Annotated in this window: 18 protein-coding genes; 14 read left to right on the forward strand and 4 right to left on the reverse strand. The window is 67.9% G+C overall.

All coding sequences use genetic code 11. From position 1 onward, the window contains the following. Window positions 1-47: 47 nt before the first annotated feature. From F2P46_RS10660 to F2P46_RS10675, 4 genes are all read right to left on the reverse strand, one after another. A complete protein-coding gene (locus tag F2P46_RS10660) occupies window positions 48-506 on the reverse strand; it encodes a hypothetical protein (protein ID WP_166888667.1) in 459 nt (152 codons plus the stop codon). A 166-nt stretch (window positions 507-672) separates the two neighbouring features. Then, window positions 673-2,751, reverse strand: a complete 2,079-nt coding sequence (locus F2P46_RS10665) for a TonB-dependent receptor (protein WP_166888670.1) — start codon at window positions 2,749-2,751, stop codon at window positions 673-675. An 11-nt stretch (window positions 2,752-2,762) separates the two neighbouring features. After that, a complete protein-coding gene (locus F2P46_RS10670) occupies window positions 2,763-3,503 on the reverse strand; it encodes an SDR family NAD(P)-dependent oxidoreductase (RefSeq protein ID WP_166888673.1) in 741 nt (246 codons plus the stop codon). After that, window positions 3,503-5,326 (reverse strand): radical SAM protein, encoded by a 1,824-nt coding sequence (locus F2P46_RS10675; RefSeq protein WP_166888676.1) that lies wholly within the window; start codon window positions 5,324-5,326, stop codon window positions 3,503-3,505. Before F2P46_RS10675 ends, F2P46_RS10670 begins: the two co-directional genes overlap by 1 nt. A gap of 127 nt (window positions 5,327-5,453) precedes the next feature. On the opposite strand from F2P46_RS10675, the gene fabZ reads away from it, so the two are divergent. The 14 genes from fabZ to F2P46_RS10745 are packed head-to-tail and all read left to right on the forward strand — an operon-like array spanning window position 5,454 to window position 18,580. Then, window positions 5,454-5,921 (forward strand): 3-hydroxyacyl-ACP dehydratase FabZ, encoded by a 468-nt coding sequence (gene fabZ / locus F2P46_RS10680; RefSeq protein ID WP_166888678.1) that lies wholly within the window; start codon window positions 5,454-5,456, stop codon window positions 5,919-5,921. Next, window positions 5,918-7,120: a beta-ketoacyl-[acyl-carrier-protein] synthase family protein gene (locus F2P46_RS10685; RefSeq protein WP_166888681.1), complete on the forward strand. Its 1,203-nt coding sequence runs from the start codon at window positions 5,918-5,920 to the stop codon at window positions 7,118-7,120. Before fabZ ends, F2P46_RS10685 begins: the two co-directional genes overlap by 4 nt. After that, window positions 7,117-8,127 carry a beta-ketoacyl synthase N-terminal-like domain-containing protein gene (locus tag F2P46_RS10690; RefSeq protein WP_166888683.1) on the forward strand — a complete coding sequence of 337 codons (1,011 nt, stop codon included), beginning with the start codon at window positions 7,117-7,119 and terminating at the stop codon, window positions 8,125-8,127. Before F2P46_RS10685 ends, F2P46_RS10690 begins: the two co-directional genes overlap by 4 nt. Further along, complete coding sequence (locus tag F2P46_RS10695; protein ID WP_166888686.1) at window positions 8,124-9,392, forward strand: beta-ketoacyl-[acyl-carrier-protein] synthase family protein; 1,269 nt, start codon at window positions 8,124-8,126, stop codon at window positions 9,390-9,392. Before F2P46_RS10690 ends, F2P46_RS10695 begins: the two co-directional genes overlap by 4 nt. Further along, window positions 9,389-10,534: a beta-ketoacyl synthase N-terminal-like domain-containing protein gene (locus F2P46_RS10700; protein ID WP_166888689.1), complete on the forward strand. Its 1,146-nt coding sequence runs from the start codon at window positions 9,389-9,391 to the stop codon at window positions 10,532-10,534. The genes F2P46_RS10695 and F2P46_RS10700 overlap by 4 nt, the downstream gene beginning before the upstream one ends. Beyond that, complete coding sequence (locus F2P46_RS10705) at window positions 10,531-11,265, forward strand: SDR family NAD(P)-dependent oxidoreductase (RefSeq protein WP_166888692.1); 735 nt, start codon at window positions 10,531-10,533, stop codon at window positions 11,263-11,265. Before F2P46_RS10700 ends, F2P46_RS10705 begins: the two co-directional genes overlap by 4 nt. Continuing rightward, window positions 11,262-11,936, forward strand: a complete 675-nt coding sequence (locus tag F2P46_RS10710) for a nitroreductase family protein (RefSeq protein ID WP_166888695.1) — start codon at window positions 11,262-11,264, stop codon at window positions 11,934-11,936. Before F2P46_RS10705 ends, F2P46_RS10710 begins: the two co-directional genes overlap by 4 nt. Next, window positions 11,937-12,350, forward strand: a complete 414-nt coding sequence (locus tag F2P46_RS10715; protein WP_166888698.1) for an acyl carrier protein — start codon at window positions 11,937-11,939, stop codon at window positions 12,348-12,350. Window positions 12,351-12,354: 4 nt separating this feature from the next. Then, entirely contained in the window at window positions 12,355-13,407 is a 1,053-nt protein-coding gene (locus F2P46_RS10720; protein WP_166888701.1) for a hypothetical protein, read from the forward strand. Beyond that, window positions 13,404-14,771: an aspartate aminotransferase family protein gene (locus F2P46_RS10725; protein WP_166888704.1), complete on the forward strand. Its 1,368-nt coding sequence runs from the start codon at window positions 13,404-13,406 to the stop codon at window positions 14,769-14,771. The genes F2P46_RS10720 and F2P46_RS10725 overlap by 4 nt, the downstream gene beginning before the upstream one ends. Further along, a complete protein-coding gene (locus F2P46_RS10730; protein WP_166888707.1) occupies window positions 14,759-15,796 on the forward strand; it encodes a radical SAM protein in 1,038 nt (345 codons plus the stop codon). Before F2P46_RS10725 ends, F2P46_RS10730 begins: the two co-directional genes overlap by 13 nt. Further along, window positions 15,793-16,584: an SDR family oxidoreductase gene (locus F2P46_RS10735; protein WP_166888710.1), complete on the forward strand. Its 792-nt coding sequence runs from the start codon at window positions 15,793-15,795 to the stop codon at window positions 16,582-16,584. The genes F2P46_RS10730 and F2P46_RS10735 overlap by 4 nt, the downstream gene beginning before the upstream one ends. Then, entirely contained in the window at window positions 16,584-17,882 is a 1,299-nt protein-coding gene (locus F2P46_RS10740; protein ID WP_166888713.1) for an aspartate aminotransferase family protein, read from the forward strand. The genes F2P46_RS10735 and F2P46_RS10740 overlap by 1 nt, the downstream gene beginning before the upstream one ends. Next, window positions 17,879-18,580 (forward strand): SDR family oxidoreductase, encoded by a 702-nt coding sequence (locus tag F2P46_RS10745; RefSeq protein ID WP_166888716.1) that lies wholly within the window; start codon window positions 17,879-17,881, stop codon window positions 18,578-18,580. The genes F2P46_RS10740 and F2P46_RS10745 overlap by 4 nt, the downstream gene beginning before the upstream one ends. The last annotated feature ends 5 nt before the right edge of the window (window positions 18,581-18,585 follow it).

Raw genomic sequence — 18,585 nt, forward strand, 5'->3', positions numbered from 1 at the left:
TCGCGTATGAACAGCGCACCGGGAGCGGGCCAGGTGCACGCGGCAGATCAGATCGCTGCCAGGATGTCTTGCACGGTATGCTGGTAGGCGGCGAAGAAATAGGTGTTCGGAATATGTTGCGAGGCATTGTTCTCGGCGATAAATGCTTCGAATTCAGCCTCGTGATCGACCACCGGCGTCAACGCCGCGCCGCCGACCACCAGCGACAAAGTCTTGTCGAACTCGGCGCTCAGCTGGACCGTGAAGTCATGGATGTAGGGGCTGAAATCGCCATCGAAGGAGGTGATGATGCCAATGACGAGCTTGTCCGACGGCAGCAGCGAGAACAGGTCCGGTTGCAGGTTCGGTTGCGAGCGATCGAGCAAGACGAGGCGCGCATAGTGGACGGTGCCGATCGATGCGAGCGCGGCCTCGATGGTCGGCAGCAGGGTGGTCAGGGTGGCGACGACGGTCACTGCGCTGGTGCCGGGAAGTACCGGCATGAACAGGGTGAGGGGGCTGGTCATGATATGCCTCTTTCTTGAAACACAGCATGCGCGGCCGGCAGGTTGGCGGCCGCGTCCTGTGTCAGCAAATGATAAGCATATCCCCGCACTGGCCAACCCGTTCGGACGGGGCGCGCGCTTGATTCAGCTTAAGGCGAAACGACCTTGCGCCAGAGCACGCGCGCCGTCAGAAGCGCGCCTCCAGCATCGCCCGCACCCAGGTCTTGCCCGGCTGCGTGGAGCGCGTGCCATAGCTGCCCGCCGCGCCCGCGTAGCTGCGGTCGCTGATCCAGTCATGCCGCAGCGCATTGGCGATACTCACTCTCAACTGCAGCTTGCTGTCCAGTTTCCACAAGCCATACATTTCCAGGTCGCGGCGGACGGAAGCATATGTAAATTCATTCTGCGACAAGCGCACGTGGCCGCCGCCGCTGTACACGAACGAGGCCCCGCTGGTCAGCGCGCCCGCCTTGTAATCGACGCCGGCCGTGGCCGACAAGCGCACTTGCTCGGCCAGGCGGTTGTCCGGCCCCGGCACCTGGTCCACGCTGGACCAGTTGCGGCTGACCGACATGCGCAGGTCCAGCGCGGGAGCGCCGGGCGCCAGCGATTGCAGCGGAAAGCGCGTTTCCACATCCAGCGTGCGCACGTCGCAGCGGCCACCGTTTTCCGGTCGCAGCACCCAGCGCCCGCCGGCCAGGCTCAGCGCCTGCACGGTGCAGTCGTCGATGCGGCGCGCCGCCGCCGCCACCGAGAACAGCGCGCCCTTGGCCCAGTGATGCTCGTAGGCGGCGTCGATGCCGAGCGCCAGTTCCGGGCGCAGGTTCGGATTGCCCGTGCTGTCCGGGTTCGATGCGCTGTTATTGATGGTCAGGACCGGGCGCGCGATCAACCTGCCCGGATCGGGCGCTTTGTAGGTGCGCGTGAGCGCCATGCGCACCTGGTCGCCGCTGGCGCCGGGTAGTTTGTACAGTGTATGCAGGATGGGGCTCAACACGTTGCTGTCGTTGCGCGAATCGGCCAGGCCGCTGCCGCCGCTGCGCGTGCCGATGCCTTCCCAGCGCGCACCCAGGTACACCGACCATTGCGGCGTCACGGTCCATTCATCCTGCGCGTACAGGGCCAGCGAACGGATCGTGGCGCGATAGCGTTCCGGCGCGGCGGCGAGGCCCGCGTCGGACTGCTGGCGCTCGCTCGTATTACGCGCCGCGCTGCCTTCCCAGCCCGCGCCGATGGCGTGCGCGCCGTCCGAGCGCGCGCTGTACTTGCCGCTTGCGCGCAAGGCGCGGTCGCGCGACAAACCATCGGCAAAGCGATCGAGGCTCAGCGCGCCGGACCCCGCCTGCGATTGCTGCGTCAGGCCGGTCGCGTAATTGCCCGCGTCGATGCCGAGCTTCGATTCCAGTTTGGCGCTCTCGCCCAGCTTGCGCGTCCAGGCCACATCGCTGCGCAGCGTGCGCCGGGTGGACGACGTGACGCTGCCGCTCGCCGGATCGACACGCGGCGCGCCGACAACATAGGTGGTGAGGTGGCGCGTATCGACATGCAGGTGGTTCGCGTACACGAACGACTGCCAGCTAACGACATCGCCGTTGCCAAACTCCCAGTTCAGGCGCGGGCTCAGGTTCAGTGTATTGAAATTGCCCACGTCGTCGCCGCGCAGCACATGTTCGTACAGCGGGCGTCCTTGCGCATCGCCGCCGGTTTCGACCGTCGTCACCGGCCGCCGGAAGGTATTGCGCGATGCGCTGGCCGCCAGCGAATACGAAAACGCACCCGCGCGGTCGGACAGGTTCAGGCTTGCCTTGCCCTCGGCCATGCCGCTCGACGCCCCCGCGCCGGCCTTCCAGTCGCGCTGCGCCTTCGACACGGTGCGCTTGAGGATCACGTTGATGGTGCCGGCAATGGCGCGCGTACTGGTGTCGGCGGTGGCCGCGCGCACCACCTCGATGCGCTCCACCGATTCGGGCGAGACCGAATCGAGCGAAAACCCGGATGGCGCGCGTTCGCCATTGAGCAGGATCTGGGTGTAGCCGGCCCCCAGGCCGCGCATCTGTGCATTGCCGCCGCTGACGGTCACGCCGGGTACGCGCTTGAGCGTATCGAGCACCGTGGCGTCGCCGTAGCGCACCATGTCGTCGCGGCTGACGACGATCTTGCCGGCCGTGTCGTCGCGCCGCGCATCGTAGCTGTCGCGGCTGGCGTTCACTTCCACCACCGCCGGCTGGGCGTGCGCGGCGCCGGCCGCCAACGCGGGTACGAGCAAAGCCAGCGCCCTCAAACCGCGCCGTCGATCACCACCGTCGCTCCGCTCATATAACTGTTCTTGTCCGACACAAAAAACGCCGCCGCTTCCGCCACTTCTTCCACCGTTCCCAGTCGCCCCAGCGCGCAATGGCGCACGTATTCCGTCATCTTCGCCGCCGGCACATTGCCGCTCACGCCTTCATCGAGCACGCCCGGCGCCAGGCAGTTGACGGTAATGCCGTAGCGGCCCACTTCCTTCGCCAGCGCCTCCGTCATGCCCTTGAGCGCCGCCTTGGCCGCGCTGTAGTGCACCGGCGCCTGCATCATCTTCACGCCCGCCAGCGAACTGATATTCAAAATGCGCCCGCGCTTCTGGTGGATCATCCCGCGCAACACCGCCTGGGTGGTCAAAAACGCGCCCTTGACGTTGGTGTTCATCATGCGGTCCCAGTCCTCTTCTTCCATCAGCGCGAGCGGCACCACCTGGCCGATGCCGGCGTTGTTGATCAAGATATCGATCGCCCCCGCATCCTGCTCGATGGCGCGCACCATGCCCTGCAGGCCCGCCTTGTCCAGCACCGACACCTGGAACGCCCACGCCTTCACGCCCAGTTCCTTGAGCGCGGCCAGCACGGCCTCGGCTTCGGCTACCGAACGCGAATAGTTAAAAGCCACGTTCGCGCCTTCGCGCGCCAGCGCCATGCACAGGGCGCGTCCCAGGCCGCGCGAGCCGCCGGTGACCAATGCGGTCCGTCCGTCGAGGATCCCCATTATTTGAGCACCACCGGCTTGCCGCCGCCAAGGCCGATCGAATGCGGCGCGCGCGCCGGCGTTTCATCGACCCCGATGCCGGTCAGCGCCTGGCGCGTGTCGGTGCGGTGGAACTGCACGATCTGCACCGGCGCGTCCGTGGTCCAGGGCTTCTTGCCCCATGCCGCCAGTTCGGTCTCCGGCCCCTTGGCCGCGCCCCGGTGGAACATATTGAAGCCGCAGGCCGGCATGATGCGCCCGTCCACCTGCGGATAATGGTGGCAGCACTTGCGCAGCCGTTCCAGGTCGAAATCGTGGCGGTCCATATAGTGGTGCAAAAAGATCGACTTGGCCTGCTGCTCGCCCAGGTGAATCGCTTCCTTGGCGCTGACCGGCCGGTTCGGGAACATCACGTCGATCGTGCGGCGCAGCGCCGCCAGGATATCGGCCGAACGCTCGATCTCATCCTGGCGCGCGAACACGTCGTGCACCACATCGCTCATCGCATCGTGAATCTCGGGCGACGCGCCCAGCGTGGCCGACGAACGCAGCAAGGTGCCGTGCGTGCGGAAGTCGACAAAGCGCCCGAACGGAATGTGGCTGCCGTCGTTCATGCGCAGCAGGTAGCTGAGCGAGACGCACTGCGGGTGGGAGCAGGGCAGGGGCGCAAAATCGCTCACCTTCAGCTTGCCGTTGGTTTGCTCCTCGATTGCCTTGATCACGCCCGGAATCGTCAGCCGGTCCATCGGGTCGTGCGCGAACTGCCCGCCGCCCGCGCCGGTAAAGGCGACCGGCTGGAAGTTCAGCGACAAAAAGTGGTCTTCCGAGAGGAACATCTCCACCACCTGGCCGATCTGGTGCTCGTTGACGCCGCGCGCGGCCACGAAAATGAGCTGCGTCGGAATATTGAGGTCCTTGAGCATCTTGAGTGCGGCGCTCTTTTCGTCGCACAGGTCGCGCCCGCGGATTTTTTCGTGCGTATCGGCCGTAAAACCATCGAACTGCAGCGCGATGTAGGCGCCGCTGGCCTTGATTTTCTCGGCAAAGGCGCGGTCGCGGCCAAGCCGCAAGCCGTTCGTGATGATCACGATGCGACCGATTTCCTCGCGCGTGGCGATCGCGATCAGCTCCATCAGGCGCGGGTGGCTGGTCGGCTCGCCGCCGGACAGCGCAATCGACTCCACCTGGCCCTCGTTGCGCACCAGCGTGTCGATCATGCGCGTGAACGCCTCGTTCGAGAGGTGATACGCGTTGGTGTTGTTGACGATGCAGACCGGGCATTCCAGGTTGCAGTAATCGGTAATCTCGATAATCGGCAGGCAGGTGTGCTGTTCATGGTCGCCGCAGGTGCCGCAATCGGTCGGGCAGCCTTGGTCCACTTCGGTGGCGAACACCAGCGGCTCGGTGCCGGCGCGCGCGTACGAGTATGCGTCCACGTAGTAGGCCGCGTCTTCCGACACCAGCGCCTCGGACGGTCCGCATTTCTCGCAGTTCTTCACAAAATAGACTTTGCCGTCGCGGATCACCACATCGGCCGGCAGCAATGCCAGGCACCCCGGACAGGTCGATGTGGTGTGCTTGAAATAGTGGTCGCCAACCTTGCCCGGTTCGACCTGGCCGCGCGCGAGAAAGCCCGCCATCCAGCCCTTGGCGTCGCTTGATACCATCTGTTCGGAAGGGCCGCACTGCTTGCAGTGGATCAGGCGCACGACCCCATCGTCGCGCAGCACCACGCGCGCCTCGATCGGCGCGGTGCAACCGCCGCAGATGGCCATCTCGTGCATGAAGAAGGTGTGCTCGCGATCCTTGCGCACGGTGCCCGTGTCGCAGCTGGTACATTCCATTTGAGCCTTTCAACGATGATCTACTAGTGTTGGGTGTTAACTTTAGGATATCCTAACCTGAATTGCATGTCTTGAGTGGCCGTTGGGCGCTGCCGGCGGCAATCGAGTTACGTAAAGGGCAGCGCGGATGCGATACATACTTCTCGATAAAATTACGGCGCTTGAGCCGCCGCAACTGGCGTCGGGAGTCAAGTGCGTGTCGCTGTCGGACGATATTTTTGCCGACCATTTTCCGGGACACCCCATCATGCCCGGCGCGATGATCATCGAATCGATGGCGCAGCTGGGCGGCGTGCTGGTCGAAGCGAGCATGCGCGAACAAGGCCGCCACGACCTGCACGCGCTGCTGGTCACGGTGGACCGCGCCAAGTTCCGCCACCAGGTGCGCGCAGGCGACAAGATGGAACTCGAATGCCACGGCATCGTGGTGCATGAAGATGGCGGCCAGGTGCGCGCCATGGCGCGCGTGGACGGCAAACTGGTGGCCGAGGCCGAACTGGCTTTCGCTTTCGCCCGCGTGACCAATCCAAAGCTGCTGGCGCGCCGCCGCGAGGTGCTCAATATCTGGCTCACCGGCTCGGCCGAGGAGCCATGACGCCAACGCGCGTGTTCGTGCGAGGCGTCGGCGCCATCACGGCATTGGGCGCCAACTGGCCCGCCTCGCTGCAAGCGCTGGCCGCCGGACGCAGCGCCATCGGGCAGGTACGTGGATTTGACGTGACCGGTTTTCCATCCACGGCCGGCGCCCAGATCGACGGCTTCACCCACACGGGCGACCGCCGCCTGGCACTGGTGCGGGTCGCCGCGCGCGAAGCGTGGCAGGGCGCCGGCGTCGACCCCGCACCTGAACGCCTCGGCATCTTCCTCGGCGCGGAATCGGGCCGTGCGCCATTCGCCACCTTGCATGGGCTGACCCGTGGCGCCGGCGGCGGCGCGCGCTTCGACCATGCGCAGTTCGGCGTCAAGGCGGCGGCGCTGGTGGCCGAATTCGACGCTTCCATTATCTCGCCCGCCGCCGTCACCTCGGCGCTCGCCCTCGAATACGGCGCCCACGGCCCGGCGGTGACGATTTCGCTGGCCTGTGCCTCGGGCGCGAGCGCGATTGCCGAAGCGGCGCGGGCGATCCGCCTCGGCGTGTGCGACGTGGCCCTGTGCGGCGGCGTCGGCGCCGATGTCGATCCGATGATGCTGGCCGGTTTTGGCCGCGTTGGCGCACTGAGCGCGCGCGGCGTCTCGTGCCCGTTCGACGTGCGGCGCGACGGCTTTGTGGTCGGCGAGGGCGCCGCCATGGTGGTGCTGTCGGCTGAACGCGGCAACGCCACGGTCGAACTGGCCGGCGAAGGCCGCAGTCTCGACGCCCATCACCTGACCGCACCGGACCCGCAGGGCATTGGCGCCACGTGCGCCATGCGCATTGCGCTCGCCGCCGCCGGTCTCGATGCGGTCGACTACATCCAGGCGCACGGCACCTCGACGCCACTGAACGACGCGGTCGAAGCGCTGGCGCTGCGGCGCGTGCTGGGCGCGAGCCTCGACGCCGCCCATGTCAGCTCGGTCAAAGGGGCGCTTGGCCACTGGATCGCTGGCGCGGGTGCGCTGGGTTTTCTGTGCGCGCACGCGGCGCTGGAGCAGGGCATCGTGCTGCCGACCGCGAACCTGGTTCAACCCGATCCGGCCTGCGCGCTCCCGCATGTGTTGACTAGTGCAATCCGCAAGAACGTCACCGCCGCCCTGGTCAACGCTTTCGCCTTCGGCGGCGCCAATTGCAGCCTGGTGGCGAGGCGCTGCGCGTGAGACAGGTATACATATCCGGCGCGGCGGCCGTCAGCGCATCCGGTTTCGACTGGCGCACCCTGGCCGGCTTCAAGGGGTTTGAACCCAGCGGCCAGCTTTCGGCCACCCATGGCAGCGTCATGGCGGCCGAAGTGCCGGCAATTCCGGCCGGTATCGATGTCGATGCGCGCGCCCGCAAGCTGATGGCGCATCCGGCGCGCCTGGCCGCCGTGGCCCTGCGCCTGGCGCTTGCCGACGCGCGCTGGTCGGCGCCGCAGCGCGAGCAAGCGGCCCTGTACCTGGGCGTGGGCGCGTCCGGCTGCTCCATGGATGAACTGACGCGCATGGTGGCTGCCAGCATCGTCAATCATGCATTTTCGCTGGAGCGCTTCGGCGGCGCCGGCCTGGCCGCCTGCAATCCCTTGTTCGCATTCCAGCTGATGAACAACTTCACGCTTTGCCACGGCGCGATCCTCAATGGCACAGCAGGCCCCAACAGCGCCTTCTATTCGCGCGGTACGGGCACGCTGGCCGCACTGAGCGAAGCGCACTGGCTGGTGGCCTCGGGCGAATGCGATACCGCGCTCGCCGGCGGCGCCGATTCGGCCCTGCATCCGGTCACCTGGACGCAGCTGGACGCCGCCGGCTATCCCGCGCGCGGCTTCGTTCCGGCCGAGGGTGCGGGCCTGCTCGCCTTGTCCGCTTCCGCCGACGGTGCGCTGGCGACGCTGGACGCCGTCAGTTTCCACAGCGCGCGCGCCTGGGAGCGTAACCCCGGCTTGACCGAAGCGTGCGAGGATGCCAATGTCGTCATCGCGCCGTGGGGTAGCGAGGCGCGCAAGCGGCTCGGTCATGACAATGCACTCGACGTCAGCTTGTGTCTTGGTGACGCGCTGGCGGCGGCGCCCGCGCTGGCCTGGTGCGTGGCGCTCGACCTGATACGCCAGGGCCGCTGCCGTCGCGCCATTGTGTTTAGCGCCGGTATCGACGGCGGCCTTGGCGTCGTCCGCTTAGGGAGCGTGGCATGACGCGCGCGGTCATCACGGGCGTGGGCGCGGTCAGCGCATTCGGCGTCGGCGTACCTGCCTTGTTCGACGGTCTGGCCGACGGACGCAGTCGCATCGCGCCGGTGCGCTCCTTCGACGCTTCCGCCTTCGACACCCGCGTGGCCTGCGAAGTGGCCGGTGGCGGCATCGGGCGCGACTGGCTGCGTGCGCATCTCGGCGACCTTGGCCGCGCCGAAGCGGTGCTCGACGCGTACGAACGCGCCGGCGCATGGCGCGACCGCAAATGCATGTTCGCGCTGCTGGCCGCCGTCGAGGCGTGGCGCATGGCCGGCTGCGGTGAGGCCGAGGACGAAGCGTCACTGGTGATGGCGCTCGGACTGGAACAGGCTTTTCTCGACGATTTTGGCCCCATGTTCAGTGGCCAGGCGATCGACTGGTCCGTCGGTGGGCACGATGGCATTCGCTTTCGCTCCGACGTCGACCTGGGCGCGCGCCTGGTTGGCGACGTGTTTGGCCTGCATGGCCAGGTCATCGTCAACGCATCGGCCTGCGCCGCCGGTGGGCTGGCGATTGCCCACGCGGCGTCGTTGATCGAGCGCGGCGCAGCCTCCATTGTCTTGTGCGGCGGGGCCGATTCGATGGTCAACCCGTTCGGCCTGGGCGGCATGTCGCGCCTCGGCGCGCCGTCGCCGCGCAACGAGCCCGACGCCTGCCGCCCATTCGACCTGCGTCGCGACGGCCTGGTGATCGGCGAGGGCGCCGCCATGTTCGTGATCGAATCGGAACAGCGGGCCGCCAGCCGTGGCGCGCGCGTGCTCGCGCGCGTGCTCGGATACGGCAGCACCCAGGACGCCTACCGCGTCACCGCGCCCCGTCCCGACGGCGCTTCCGCGCGGCGCGCAATGGAAGTGGCGCTCGGGCGCGCGCAACTGGCGCCCGCCGATATTGCTTACATCAATGCGCACGGCACCGGCACGCCGCTCAACGATGTGGCCGAAGCACGCGCCATCGCCGCCGCCTTCGGCGCCCGCGCGGTGCCAGTGAGCTCGGTCAAGGGTGCCATCGGGCATTTGATGGCGGCGTCGGGAGCGGTAGAAGCGGCCGCCTGCCTGCTCGCATTCGAACGCAATCTGCTGCCGGGAACGGCCAACCATCGCGACCCGGACCCGCAATGCGAGGTGGACGTCGTCAAAGCGCCGCGTGCGGCAAGCGTCGACGCGGTGCTGAGTAATTCGTTCGGCTTCGGCGGCCAGAACGTGTCTTTGATCTTTGGGCGGCCCGCATGAAGGTGGCGCTGACCGGCCGCGCATGGCGCACCCCGCTCGGTTCAAGCATCGACGAAGTCATCGAACGACTGCTGGCCGGGGAGCGCGCCGCCCGGCCCAACGCGCGTTTCGATGCGCGCAGCTACGCCTGCACCTTGGCCGCCACCATCGCCGCGCCGCCGGCGCCGTCGCGCCAGGCGCGCTTCCTGCGCCGTATGGGCTTGTACGCGGTGGAGGTGGCGGCCGAGGCGATGCGGGACGCCGGCGTGAGCGGCGGCGAGCGCGTGGGGCTGTTCTTCGGCTACGGCGGCTTGCGCGCGCACTGGGACGACCTGATGCCCGCATTCGAGCATCAACAGGCCGATGGCGCGGCCGCATGGGAGCGCGGCCTGGCGCTGCTGCACCCGTTCTGGATCTTGCAGCACCTCTCGAACAATGCGCACGCCATCGCCGCCCAGGAACTGGGCGCGCGCGGCGAAGGCGCGACCTACGGCGGCGCCAATGCGGGCGCGCAGGCGCTTGCCGGTGCAATCCGCGCGCTGGCCGCCGGCGCCGTCGACGTGGCGCTGGTGGTCGGCTACGACAGCCTGGTCGAGCCGGAAACGCTGGTCGAACTGGCCGCGCGCGGCTCCTCTGTATCGACTGTGCTGGCAGCGCCGTACGACATCGCTGCGCAGGGTTTCGTGCCCGGCGAAGCGGCCGCCGCACTGGTTTTGCAGCGAGCCGGCCGCGCGCGTGCCTACATCGAAGCGCTCGATGGCGCCGATGGCGAAAAGGGCGAGCCCCAACCGGCGCTGCTGGCGCGCCTTGTACGCATGCTTGCGCGGCCTGGCGACGCGGTCGATGGCTGCGGCCTGGCGCTGCCAGGCTTCGACGCGGCCGAGCGTGAGGCAGTTGCCGCGATCACCGGCGTCGGCGCGCCCCTGTGTTGTATCATGAGCGCCATGGGACAAATCGGCGCCGCCACTTCAGTTGTTCAAGTTATCGCGCTGGCAGAGCTGCTGCAACGCCAGCGCATGCCGCCGGTGGCGGGCTTGCGCGCCTCCGCACCCGGCCCCTTGCGCCCGCTCCTGCGAGCCGAATCATCGAATCACCGTTCGGCCATCGGCCTGGCCGCCAGCGCGCCGGGACTGGCCGGCATCGTCCGCGTGGAGCTGCCATGAAAACCGCACTCGTTACCGGCGGCTCGCGCGGCATTGGCGCCGCCATCGTGCTCGCACTGGCGCGCAAGGGCTTTACCGTCATCCTCAATTACCGCAGCGACGAAGCCGCCGCCGCCAGCGTGGCCGGACAGGTCGCGGCGCTCGGTGGCGAATGCTTGCTCGCGCGCGCCGATGTATCGGATCCGGCGCAGGTGGACGCGCTGTTCGCCGACATCGACGCTAGGCACGGCCAGCTCGATGTCCTCGTCTGCAACGCCGGCGTGCTGCGCGACACGCTGCTCGGCGCTAGCGAGCCGGCCGACTTCGACGATGTCTTTTCGGTGAATATCTCGGGCGTGGTCAATTGCTGCCGCCAGGCGTCGCGCCGCATGGTGTCGCGCCGGCGCGGGGTGATCGTCAACATGTCGTCGGTGGCGGCGACGCGTCCCGGCCGTGGCCAGAGCAATTACGCCGCATCCAAAGGCGCCGTCGAAGCGTTCACCAGGGCGCTCGCGGTCGAACTGGCTCCGCGCGGCATTCGCGTCAATGCGGTCGCGCCGGGCGTGATCGAGACCGACATGACGCGCGATATCCGCGCGTTGGCGCCGGAAGAACTGAACAAGCGCATCCTGCTCAAACGCGTCGGCAGCGCGCATGAAGTGGCCGCCGTGGTCGCCTTCCTGTGCAGCGACGACGCCAGCTACGTCACCGCGCAGGTGTGGAATGTGGATGGAGGATTCAAGGCGGAATGAACGAACAGACCACCCTGGACTGGTTTCTCTCGCGCCGCAGCACGCGGCAATTTTCCGATCGCCCGGTCGAGCGCGAAACGATCGAACGCCTGCTGCTCGCCGCCACCAGCGCGCCGTCGGCCAGCAACCGCCAGCCCTGGCAGTTTGCCGTGGTGCGCTCGCGCAGCCTGCGCGCGGCCATCGTCGACGCGGTGCGCGAGCGCGCCGACGAAATGAAGGCGGTCATCGCGCGCGGCCACCACGCCGAGGACTTCGGCAGCTACGGCGACTTTTTCCACGAACCCTTGATCAGCGCCGCCGTGATCATCATCCCGCAGTATCGCGAGTTCCCCGACCTGATCGCCAACCTGCTCGCCTCGGGCGGGGCCGATCCGTCGGCGTACCACACGGCTGGCGCCATGCAGGCCGAATTGTGCTCCACCAGCGCCGCCGTCATGAACCTCCTGCTGCAGGCCCACGCCAGCGGCCTTGGCGGATGCTGGATGGCGGGGCCGATGATTGCGCGCGACCGCATCTGCGCGCTGCTCGGCATCGCCGCGCCATGGCAGATGGTCGGCGCGATCGCGCTGGGTTACCCGCTTGGTCCCGCACCCGAACAAAAACCGCGCAAACCGCTGGGCCGCGTGGCCCGCTGGTTTGAAGATGAACATACCGACGAGGATACTAATTAAATGACCACCACAACTCCCCAGGAAATCGAAGACACCGTGCGCGCCATCGTCGGCGAATCGCTGGCCATTCCCGCCGGCGACGTGCCGCCGACGGTCAGCCTGATCGGGGAACTGGGTGCCGAGTCGCTCGATTTTCTCGATATCGTGTTCAAGCTCGAACGCACCTACGGCATCCAGGTCACACGCGGTGAGCTGGAACGCGCCGCGCGCGGCGACATGTCCGACGACGAATTCGCCCCAGGCGGCGTGATTTCGGATGCGGGTCTCGCGCGCCTGCGCGAGCTGATGCCCGAAGTGGCCGAGCAGATCAAGCCCGGCCTGCATCCGGGCCAGATTCTCAGCCTGTTCACGGTGCAGACCTTCGTGCACCTGGTCGTCGGCAAACTCGCACAGCGCACCAGCAACGTGGCCTGACACAATGACTCGGTGGATCGGCGGCCTGGTGTTCGACGCCTGCTTCTTTTTCGGAAGCGGTGTCGTCGCGCTGGCGGCCGGCCTGCTGATGCTGGCCGCACCGGGCACCGTGCTGCCCCTGTGGTTCGCCTGGATCTGGCTGGTGGAAGGCCCGCACCTGTGCGCCACCTGGCAGCGCACCTACTTCGACGCTGATTTCAGGCGCGAGCGTGGCCGCCTGCTGTGGACCAGCCTTGCATGGCTGCTGCCCGGTCCCGTCCTGCTTGGGGCGACCTGGATCAGCGGCCGCCCGGAACCGTTCCTGCTGTTCCTCGGCTTCGTGGCGCTGTGGTCTTTTCATCACGGGGTGCGCCAGCATCATGGCATCTTGTCGGTGTACCAGCGCCTGGGCGAGGCCGACGCCGCCGCGCGCAAGGCCGATAAGCGCCTCTTGCACGGCATCTTGTGGGTCGCTTTTGCTCTGCTCGCGCTGGCGCATCCGGCCAACCTGGACCTGGCGCGGCGCGTAAGCTGGGGCGCCGGTGCGATTGTCGCGTTGGGCGCGCTGCTGGCGGCGGCCATGCTGTCGTGGGCTGCGCTGCTGGTGCGGCGCTGGCGTCGCGGCAGCACGGTGCTGCCCGGCGTGTTCGGCCTCGTGGTCGCGGTGGGTACAACCCTGTTCTCGCTGTTCGCGGTCGGCCTGCGCGAGCCGCTGCTGGCGAACCCCCTCACCACCGAGCAGGTGTTCATGGCGGCCACCATCGTCGGCGGCACGCTGCACGGCTTGCAGTACATCGGCATCGTCATCGCCACCGAGCGCCGCCGCGAAAAATCGGCGCGGGCGGCGGGGCCGGTGCTGGCGTATGCCCTCATGCTGGCGGCGTCGCTACTGTACGTGCTTCTTAACGTGGCGCGCGGCGGGGCGCCGGTCGGATCGGCGCCCGGATCGGCGTCGGCCCAGGTGTTCCTGGCGCTGTACTGGGGCCTGTTCTGCCACCACTTCTGGCTCGACCAGAAAATCTGGCGGCCATCGTCGGATGCGCGCCTGCGCGCTGAACTCGGATTGGGAGCCGCATGAAGCAAAGCGAACACCCGGTCTCGCAAACCTACGCGAAGTACATCAATCCCTCCTTCATCGAGTTGCTCGGGGTGCTAGGCTACGGGCGCGTGTTCGTGCGCGCCAGCGACGTGTGGCTGTGGGACAGCGAGGGACGGCGTTATCTCGATTGCCTGGCCGGCTTCGGCTCGGTCAACCTGGGCCACAATCATCCTGCACTGATCGCGCGCCTGCACCAGCTGCTCGACGAACAGGTGCTGCACTTTTGCCACACCGGGCCGGCGGCTGGCGCAGCGGCGCTGGCCGAGGCGCTGGCAAAGCGGCTGCCCGCGCCGCTCGAGATCAGCCTGTTCGCCAGCAGTGGGGCCGAGGCGGTGGAGGCGGGCCTCAAGCTGGCGCGCGCCGCCACTGGCCGCAGCGACTTTATCTCGTGCGACGGCGGCTTTCACGGCACCACGCTGGGCACGTTGTCGGTGATGGGCGCCGAACGCCTGCGCCAGCCTTTCGAGCCGCTGCTGGCCGGCTGCCATCGCGTGCCCTTCGGCGACCTCGATGCGATCGACCGCGCCCTCAAGGCCCACAAGCCGGCCGCCTTCCTGGTCGAGCCGCTGCAGGCCGAAGGCGGCGTGGTCCTGGCGCCGCCCGGCTACCTGCGCGCCGCGCAAGAGATGTGCCGGTCGCGCGGCACGCTGCTGGTGCTCGATGAAATCCAGACCGGCCTTGGGCGTACCGGCACGCTGTTCGCGCACCAGGCGGAAGACTTTGTGCCCGATGTGCTGTGCCTCGCCAAGGCATTGTCCGGCGGGCTGGCCGCCATTTCGGTGGCGGTCATCTCGCGCGCGTTGTTCGACAAGGCCTACGGCGGCGCCGGGCGCTTCGACCTGCACAGCTCCACCTACCAGGGTAACGCGTTCGCTTGCGCCGCCGCCCTCAGGACCCTGGAACTGATCGACGAAGAAGACCTGGTCGCGCGCAGCGCCCGGCAAGGCGCGCGCCTGCTGGACGGCCTGCGCCAACGCTTGCGCGGGCACCCGCTGGTCAAGGACGTGCGTGGACGCGGACTGCTGGTCGGGATCGAATTCGGCCCGACCGGCAGTTCCTGGCTCGACAAGCTGGCACCCGCGCTGGTGGATAAGGTCTCGGAAGGCATGTTCGGCCAGTGGGTCGCGGTCCGGCTGCTGGAAGCGGGCATCCTGGCGCAACCCGCGTCGTCGCGCTGGAACGTGCTGCGGCTCGAACCGCCGCTGACCATCGCCGACGACGACATCGACGCGGTGGTCGAGGCGGTGGGCGCGATTCTCGACGACTATCGCTCAATCGCGCCCATCGTGGCGGACGTCACGCGCCGCGCGGGCGCGCAATGGAGGGGCGGATGGCAATTCTGAAAGGCCCGGGCCTGCTCGCCCGCACCAGCCGCGACCTGCGCTTCGTGGGCGGCGTTTTGCGCAAGCATCCGTTCCAGGTACTGGTGCAGGTGACCAACCGCTGCAATATGCGCTGTTCGTTCTGCGGCTTCTGGCCCAATGGCGTCGCCCCGCGCCTCGAACTGACCGTGGCCGACTACCAGCGCGTGGCGGCCGAACTGGCGAAGATCGGCACCTTTCTGGTGTCGGTCGAAGGGGGCGAACCGCTGCTGCGGCCGGACATTATCGAGATCGTGCGGGCGTTTGCGCAGCGCCATGCGCCGGTCCTGTACACCAATGGCTGGTTCGTCGATGACGCCAAAGCGCAAGGGCTGTTCGCGGCCGGGGTGGCGCAGGTGGGCGTGTCGATCGACTTTGCCGACGCCGCGCGCCACGACCGGAAACGCCGGCTCGACGGCGCTTTCGACCAGGCCTGGCGCGCCGTGGACACCTTGCTGGCGCACGCGCCCCACGGCGGCGCGCAGGTGCATGTGATGACGATCCTGATGAAGGAAAACCAGGACGACGTCGAAAAACTGCTGCAAATGAGCGCGGCGCGCGGCGTCGGCCACTGCGTCACCTTGCTCTCGACCGACGGTTTCAGGCGCGGCAAGAGCGACCAGGACCAGCTGCCGGACGTCTCGCTCAGCGCCAGGATGCTTGACCTGTGGCAGCGCTACCCGCACTTGCGCACCTTCCGCGACTACCTCGAACGCATGGACGCCTTTGTCGAGCGTGGTCCCATGCCGGCCTGCCACGCCGGCGAACAGTCATTCAATATCGACCATCTCGGTAACGTCTCGCCCTGCATCGAGCGCATCGATTCGGTGGTCGGCAATGTGCGCGACGAAGCGCTGGCGCAGATTGTCGGCCGCATGAAGGGGCTCGACTCAGTGGCGCGCTGCCAGGATTGCTGGACGCTGTGCCGAGGCTTTACCCAGGCGCTGGGGCAGGGCTCGACCATGCGCTCGCTGGCCGATCTCTCCACGCGCATGCGCTCCCAATGAACCATGAAACGGAACACCCTGTGATCGACTCCGACACCCCTGCGCCGCCATTGCGGCTGGCGGGAAAGCGCTGCCTGGTAACCGGCGGCTCGCGCAACCTGGGCCGCGCCATCTGCCTGGCCTTCGCCGCCGCCGGCGCGCGCGTGGCATTTACTTACATCAAAGACGACGAACAGGTCGAAGTCACCCGCGCCATGCTGCGCGAGCTGGGCGTCGAGCCGCTGGTTTTCAAGGGATCGGTCACCGATGCGGCCCACGCGAGGAGCACCGTCAACGCCATCGTGGCCGAGTGGGAGGGGCTCGACATCCTCGTCAACAACGCCGGCGTGATGCAGGTGCTGCCGATCGCCTTGCTGGAAGAAGACGACTGGGACCTGGTGCTCGATACCTGCCTGAAGGGTGCGTACATCTTCTCGCGCGCCGCGCTGCGGCCCATGCTGCGGGCCAAGAAAGGGAGCATCCTTAATATCGGCTCGATTGCCGGCGAGCGGATCGTCGAGTCGCCCGTGCATTACGCGGCGGCCAAGGCCGGCCTGCAGGGCTTCACGCGCGCGCTGGCCAAAGAGGTGGGGCGCTACGGGATTGCCGTCAACGACCTGTCGGCCGGCTTGCTGGAAGCGGGCATGGGCCAGCAGGCGCCCCAGTACCGGCTCGACGACTACACCACGCACTGCCCGCTGGGGCGCACCGCCACGCTCGAGGAAACCGCCGCTTTCGTCACCTGGCTGGTGTCGGACGAGAACAGCTTCATGAGCGGCGCGCGCCTGACCTTCGACGGAGGCCTGTGATGGACGCACTTCTGCATCAGGGCTACGACGATTTTCGCGCGTTTGTGAACCCGCTGGTGTCGATGCGCGCGCGCCTTTGCAGCGAACCTTATCTGCTCGAACGCGTGGAGCACGGCCACCTGATCGACACCGGTGGCAAACCGTACATCGACCTGCTGGCCGGCTGGGGCACGCAGGCGTTCGGCCATCGTCCGCCAGCGATCGAGGCGGCGCTGATGGACTTCCTGCGTGGCCGCGCGCCGTCGTTTTACCCATCCGGTATCAGCCCATACGCCGGTTTGCTGGCCAGCCGATTGCACCAGCGCACCGGCTACGACGCGGCGTTTTTCGCCAACGGCGGCGCCGAGGCGGTGGAGGCGGCGCTCAAGCTGGTGCGCGGCGCCAGCGGCAGGCCGCGCATCGTTTGCATCCAGGGCGCATACCACGGCTGTACCTTCGGCAGCGTGGCGATGATGCAGGCCGGGCCGTACCGCGACATTTTCGGTCCGCACCTGCCGATGGTCGACGCGCTGCCGTTCGGCGACATGCAGGCGCTCGACAACGCGCTGGCCGATCCGTCGCTTGCCGCCATCGTGCTCGAACCGATCCAGGTCGAAGCCGGCGTGCGCCTGCCCGATGCCGCGTATCTGGCGCGCCTGTGCCACGGCACGGGCGAGCGCGGCGTGCTGCTGGTGGCCGACGAAATCCAGACCGGCCTTGGACGCACCGGGCGTTTTTTGTCGAGCCAGGACTGGCCGCGCCGGCCCGACGTGGTCACCCTCGGCAAAGCGCTGGGCGGCGGCTTGATGCCGCTGTCGGTGATGCTCACGCGGCGCCCGATTTTTGACGGTGTGTACGGCAAGTTCGCGTTGGCCGAGGCGCATGCGTCCACCTTCAGCGGCAACGCGCTCGCCTGCGTGGCCGGCCTGGCGGCGCTCGACCTGCTGGACGACGCCATGCTGGCCGATGTGGAACGCAAGGGCCGCTTGCTGCGCAATGCGCTGGACGAATTCATCATGCCGTCGCCACTGGTCAAGGCGATCCGCGGCGAAGGCCTGATGCTGGGCGTCGAGCTGGAAGCACCGGACCATCCGTGCTACCAGTTCGACTACCTCGGCGTGCCCGAACTGGCGGCGCAGCCGGCCATCGGCATGCTGCTGGTGCACCGGCTGTACAAGGCCGGCTACATCTCGCAGATTTGCGGCCACGCGTGGCAGGTGCTGCGCGTGCAGCCATCGTTTATGATATCCGACGACGAGCTGCTGGCATGCGTGCATGCGCTGCGCGAGGCGCTCGACTTCCTGTGGGATCTTCAATGAAACGCGTACTTGTACTGGGCGGCAGCGGCGCCCTCGGCTCGGCCCTGCTGCGCGAACTGAAACGCGTCGGCGCCGATGTGATGTTTACGTACTGCCGGCGCGCCGCGCTTGCCGCCGCCATCGGCGACGAACTCGGTTTCGCGGCCTACGTGGCCGATTTCGAACAGGCTGACGCGCTGGACCTGCTGTTCGATGCGCTCGCGCGCGACGGCCGCTTGCCCGACGTGGTGGTCCACTGCGCCGGCGTGGCGCCGATCGCCTCGCTGGGCGCGGTGACGGCGGCGGCGTGGGACGCGGTGCATGCGGTGCACGGACGCGCCGCGCTGCTGTGCGCGCAGCAGATGGAGCGGCGCGGCCTGCGCGGTGCGCTGGTGCTGGTCGCCGCCCTCGACGGCGTGCAGCCGGTTCCCGCGCCCGCCCATTACGCGGCCAGCCAGGCCGCCATGTGGGGCCTGACCCTGGCGCTGGCCAAGGAGCTCGGCCCCAAGGGCATCCTGGTCAACCTGGCCGTGGTGGGCGTGCTCGATGGCGGCATTGCGCAAGCGCTCGACCCGAAACTGCGCGAATCGTACCGCCGCTATTCGGCGCTCGGGCGCACCGGCACCTGTGTCGAGGCCGCGCGCGGCCTGCGCTGGCTCGCGCTGGAGAACACCTACCTGAACGGCGCCCAGTTCCCGCTCACGGGCGGACTGGGGTGAAGCGC

This window comes from Massilia sp. CCM 8734, from assembly GCF_011682155.1.
GTDB lineage: Bacteria > Pseudomonadota > Gammaproteobacteria > Burkholderiales > Burkholderiaceae_D > Telluria_A > Telluria_A rubra.

What these genes read in the sequence shown, in the direction of transcription:
- F2P46_RS10705 (WP_166888692.1), top strand. Translation starts at nt 10,531, where the DNA reads ATGAAAACCGCACTCGTTACCGGCGGCTCGCGCGGCATTGGCGCCGCC.
- F2P46_RS10715 (WP_166888698.1), top strand. Translation starts at nt 11,937, where the DNA reads ATGACCACCACAACTCCCCAGGAAATCGAAGACACCGTGCGCGCCATC.
- F2P46_RS10675 (WP_166888676.1), bottom strand. Translation starts at nt 5,326, where the DNA reads ATGGAATGTACCAGCTGCGACACGGGCACCGTGCGCAAGGATCGCGAG.
- F2P46_RS10720 (WP_166888701.1), top strand. Translation starts at nt 12,355, where the DNA reads ATGACTCGGTGGATCGGCGGCCTGGTGTTCGACGCCTGCTTCTTTTTC.
- F2P46_RS10710 (WP_166888695.1), top strand. Translation starts at nt 11,262, where the DNA reads ATGAACGAACAGACCACCCTGGACTGGTTTCTCTCGCGCCGCAGCACG.
- F2P46_RS10725 (WP_166888704.1), top strand. Translation starts at nt 13,404, where the DNA reads ATGAAGCAAAGCGAACACCCGGTCTCGCAAACCTACGCGAAGTACATC.
- F2P46_RS10700 (WP_166888689.1), top strand. Translation starts at nt 9,389, where the DNA reads ATGAAGGTGGCGCTGACCGGCCGCGCATGGCGCACCCCGCTCGGTTCA.
- F2P46_RS10670 (WP_166888673.1), bottom strand. Translation starts at nt 3,503, where the DNA reads ATGGGGATCCTCGACGGACGGACCGCATTGGTCACCGGCGGCTCGCGC.
- F2P46_RS10695 (WP_166888686.1), top strand. Translation starts at nt 8,124, where the DNA reads ATGACGCGCGCGGTCATCACGGGCGTGGGCGCGGTCAGCGCATTCGGC.
- F2P46_RS10685 (WP_166888681.1), top strand. Translation starts at nt 5,918, where the DNA reads ATGACGCCAACGCGCGTGTTCGTGCGAGGCGTCGGCGCCATCACGGCA.
- F2P46_RS10740 (WP_166888713.1), top strand. Translation starts at nt 16,584, where the DNA reads ATGGACGCACTTCTGCATCAGGGCTACGACGATTTTCGCGCGTTTGTG.
- fabZ (WP_166888678.1), top strand. Translation starts at nt 5,454, where the DNA reads ATGCGATACATACTTCTCGATAAAATTACGGCGCTTGAGCCGCCGCAA.
- F2P46_RS10745 (WP_166888716.1), top strand. Translation starts at nt 17,879, where the DNA reads ATGAAACGCGTACTTGTACTGGGCGGCAGCGGCGCCCTCGGCTCGGCC.
- F2P46_RS10730 (WP_166888707.1), top strand. Translation starts at nt 14,759, where the DNA reads ATGGCAATTCTGAAAGGCCCGGGCCTGCTCGCCCGCACCAGCCGCGAC.
- F2P46_RS10735 (WP_166888710.1), top strand. Translation starts at nt 15,793, where the DNA reads ATGAACCATGAAACGGAACACCCTGTGATCGACTCCGACACCCCTGCG.
- F2P46_RS10660 (WP_166888667.1), bottom strand. Translation starts at nt 506, where the DNA reads ATGACCAGCCCCCTCACCCTGTTCATGCCGGTACTTCCCGGCACCAGC.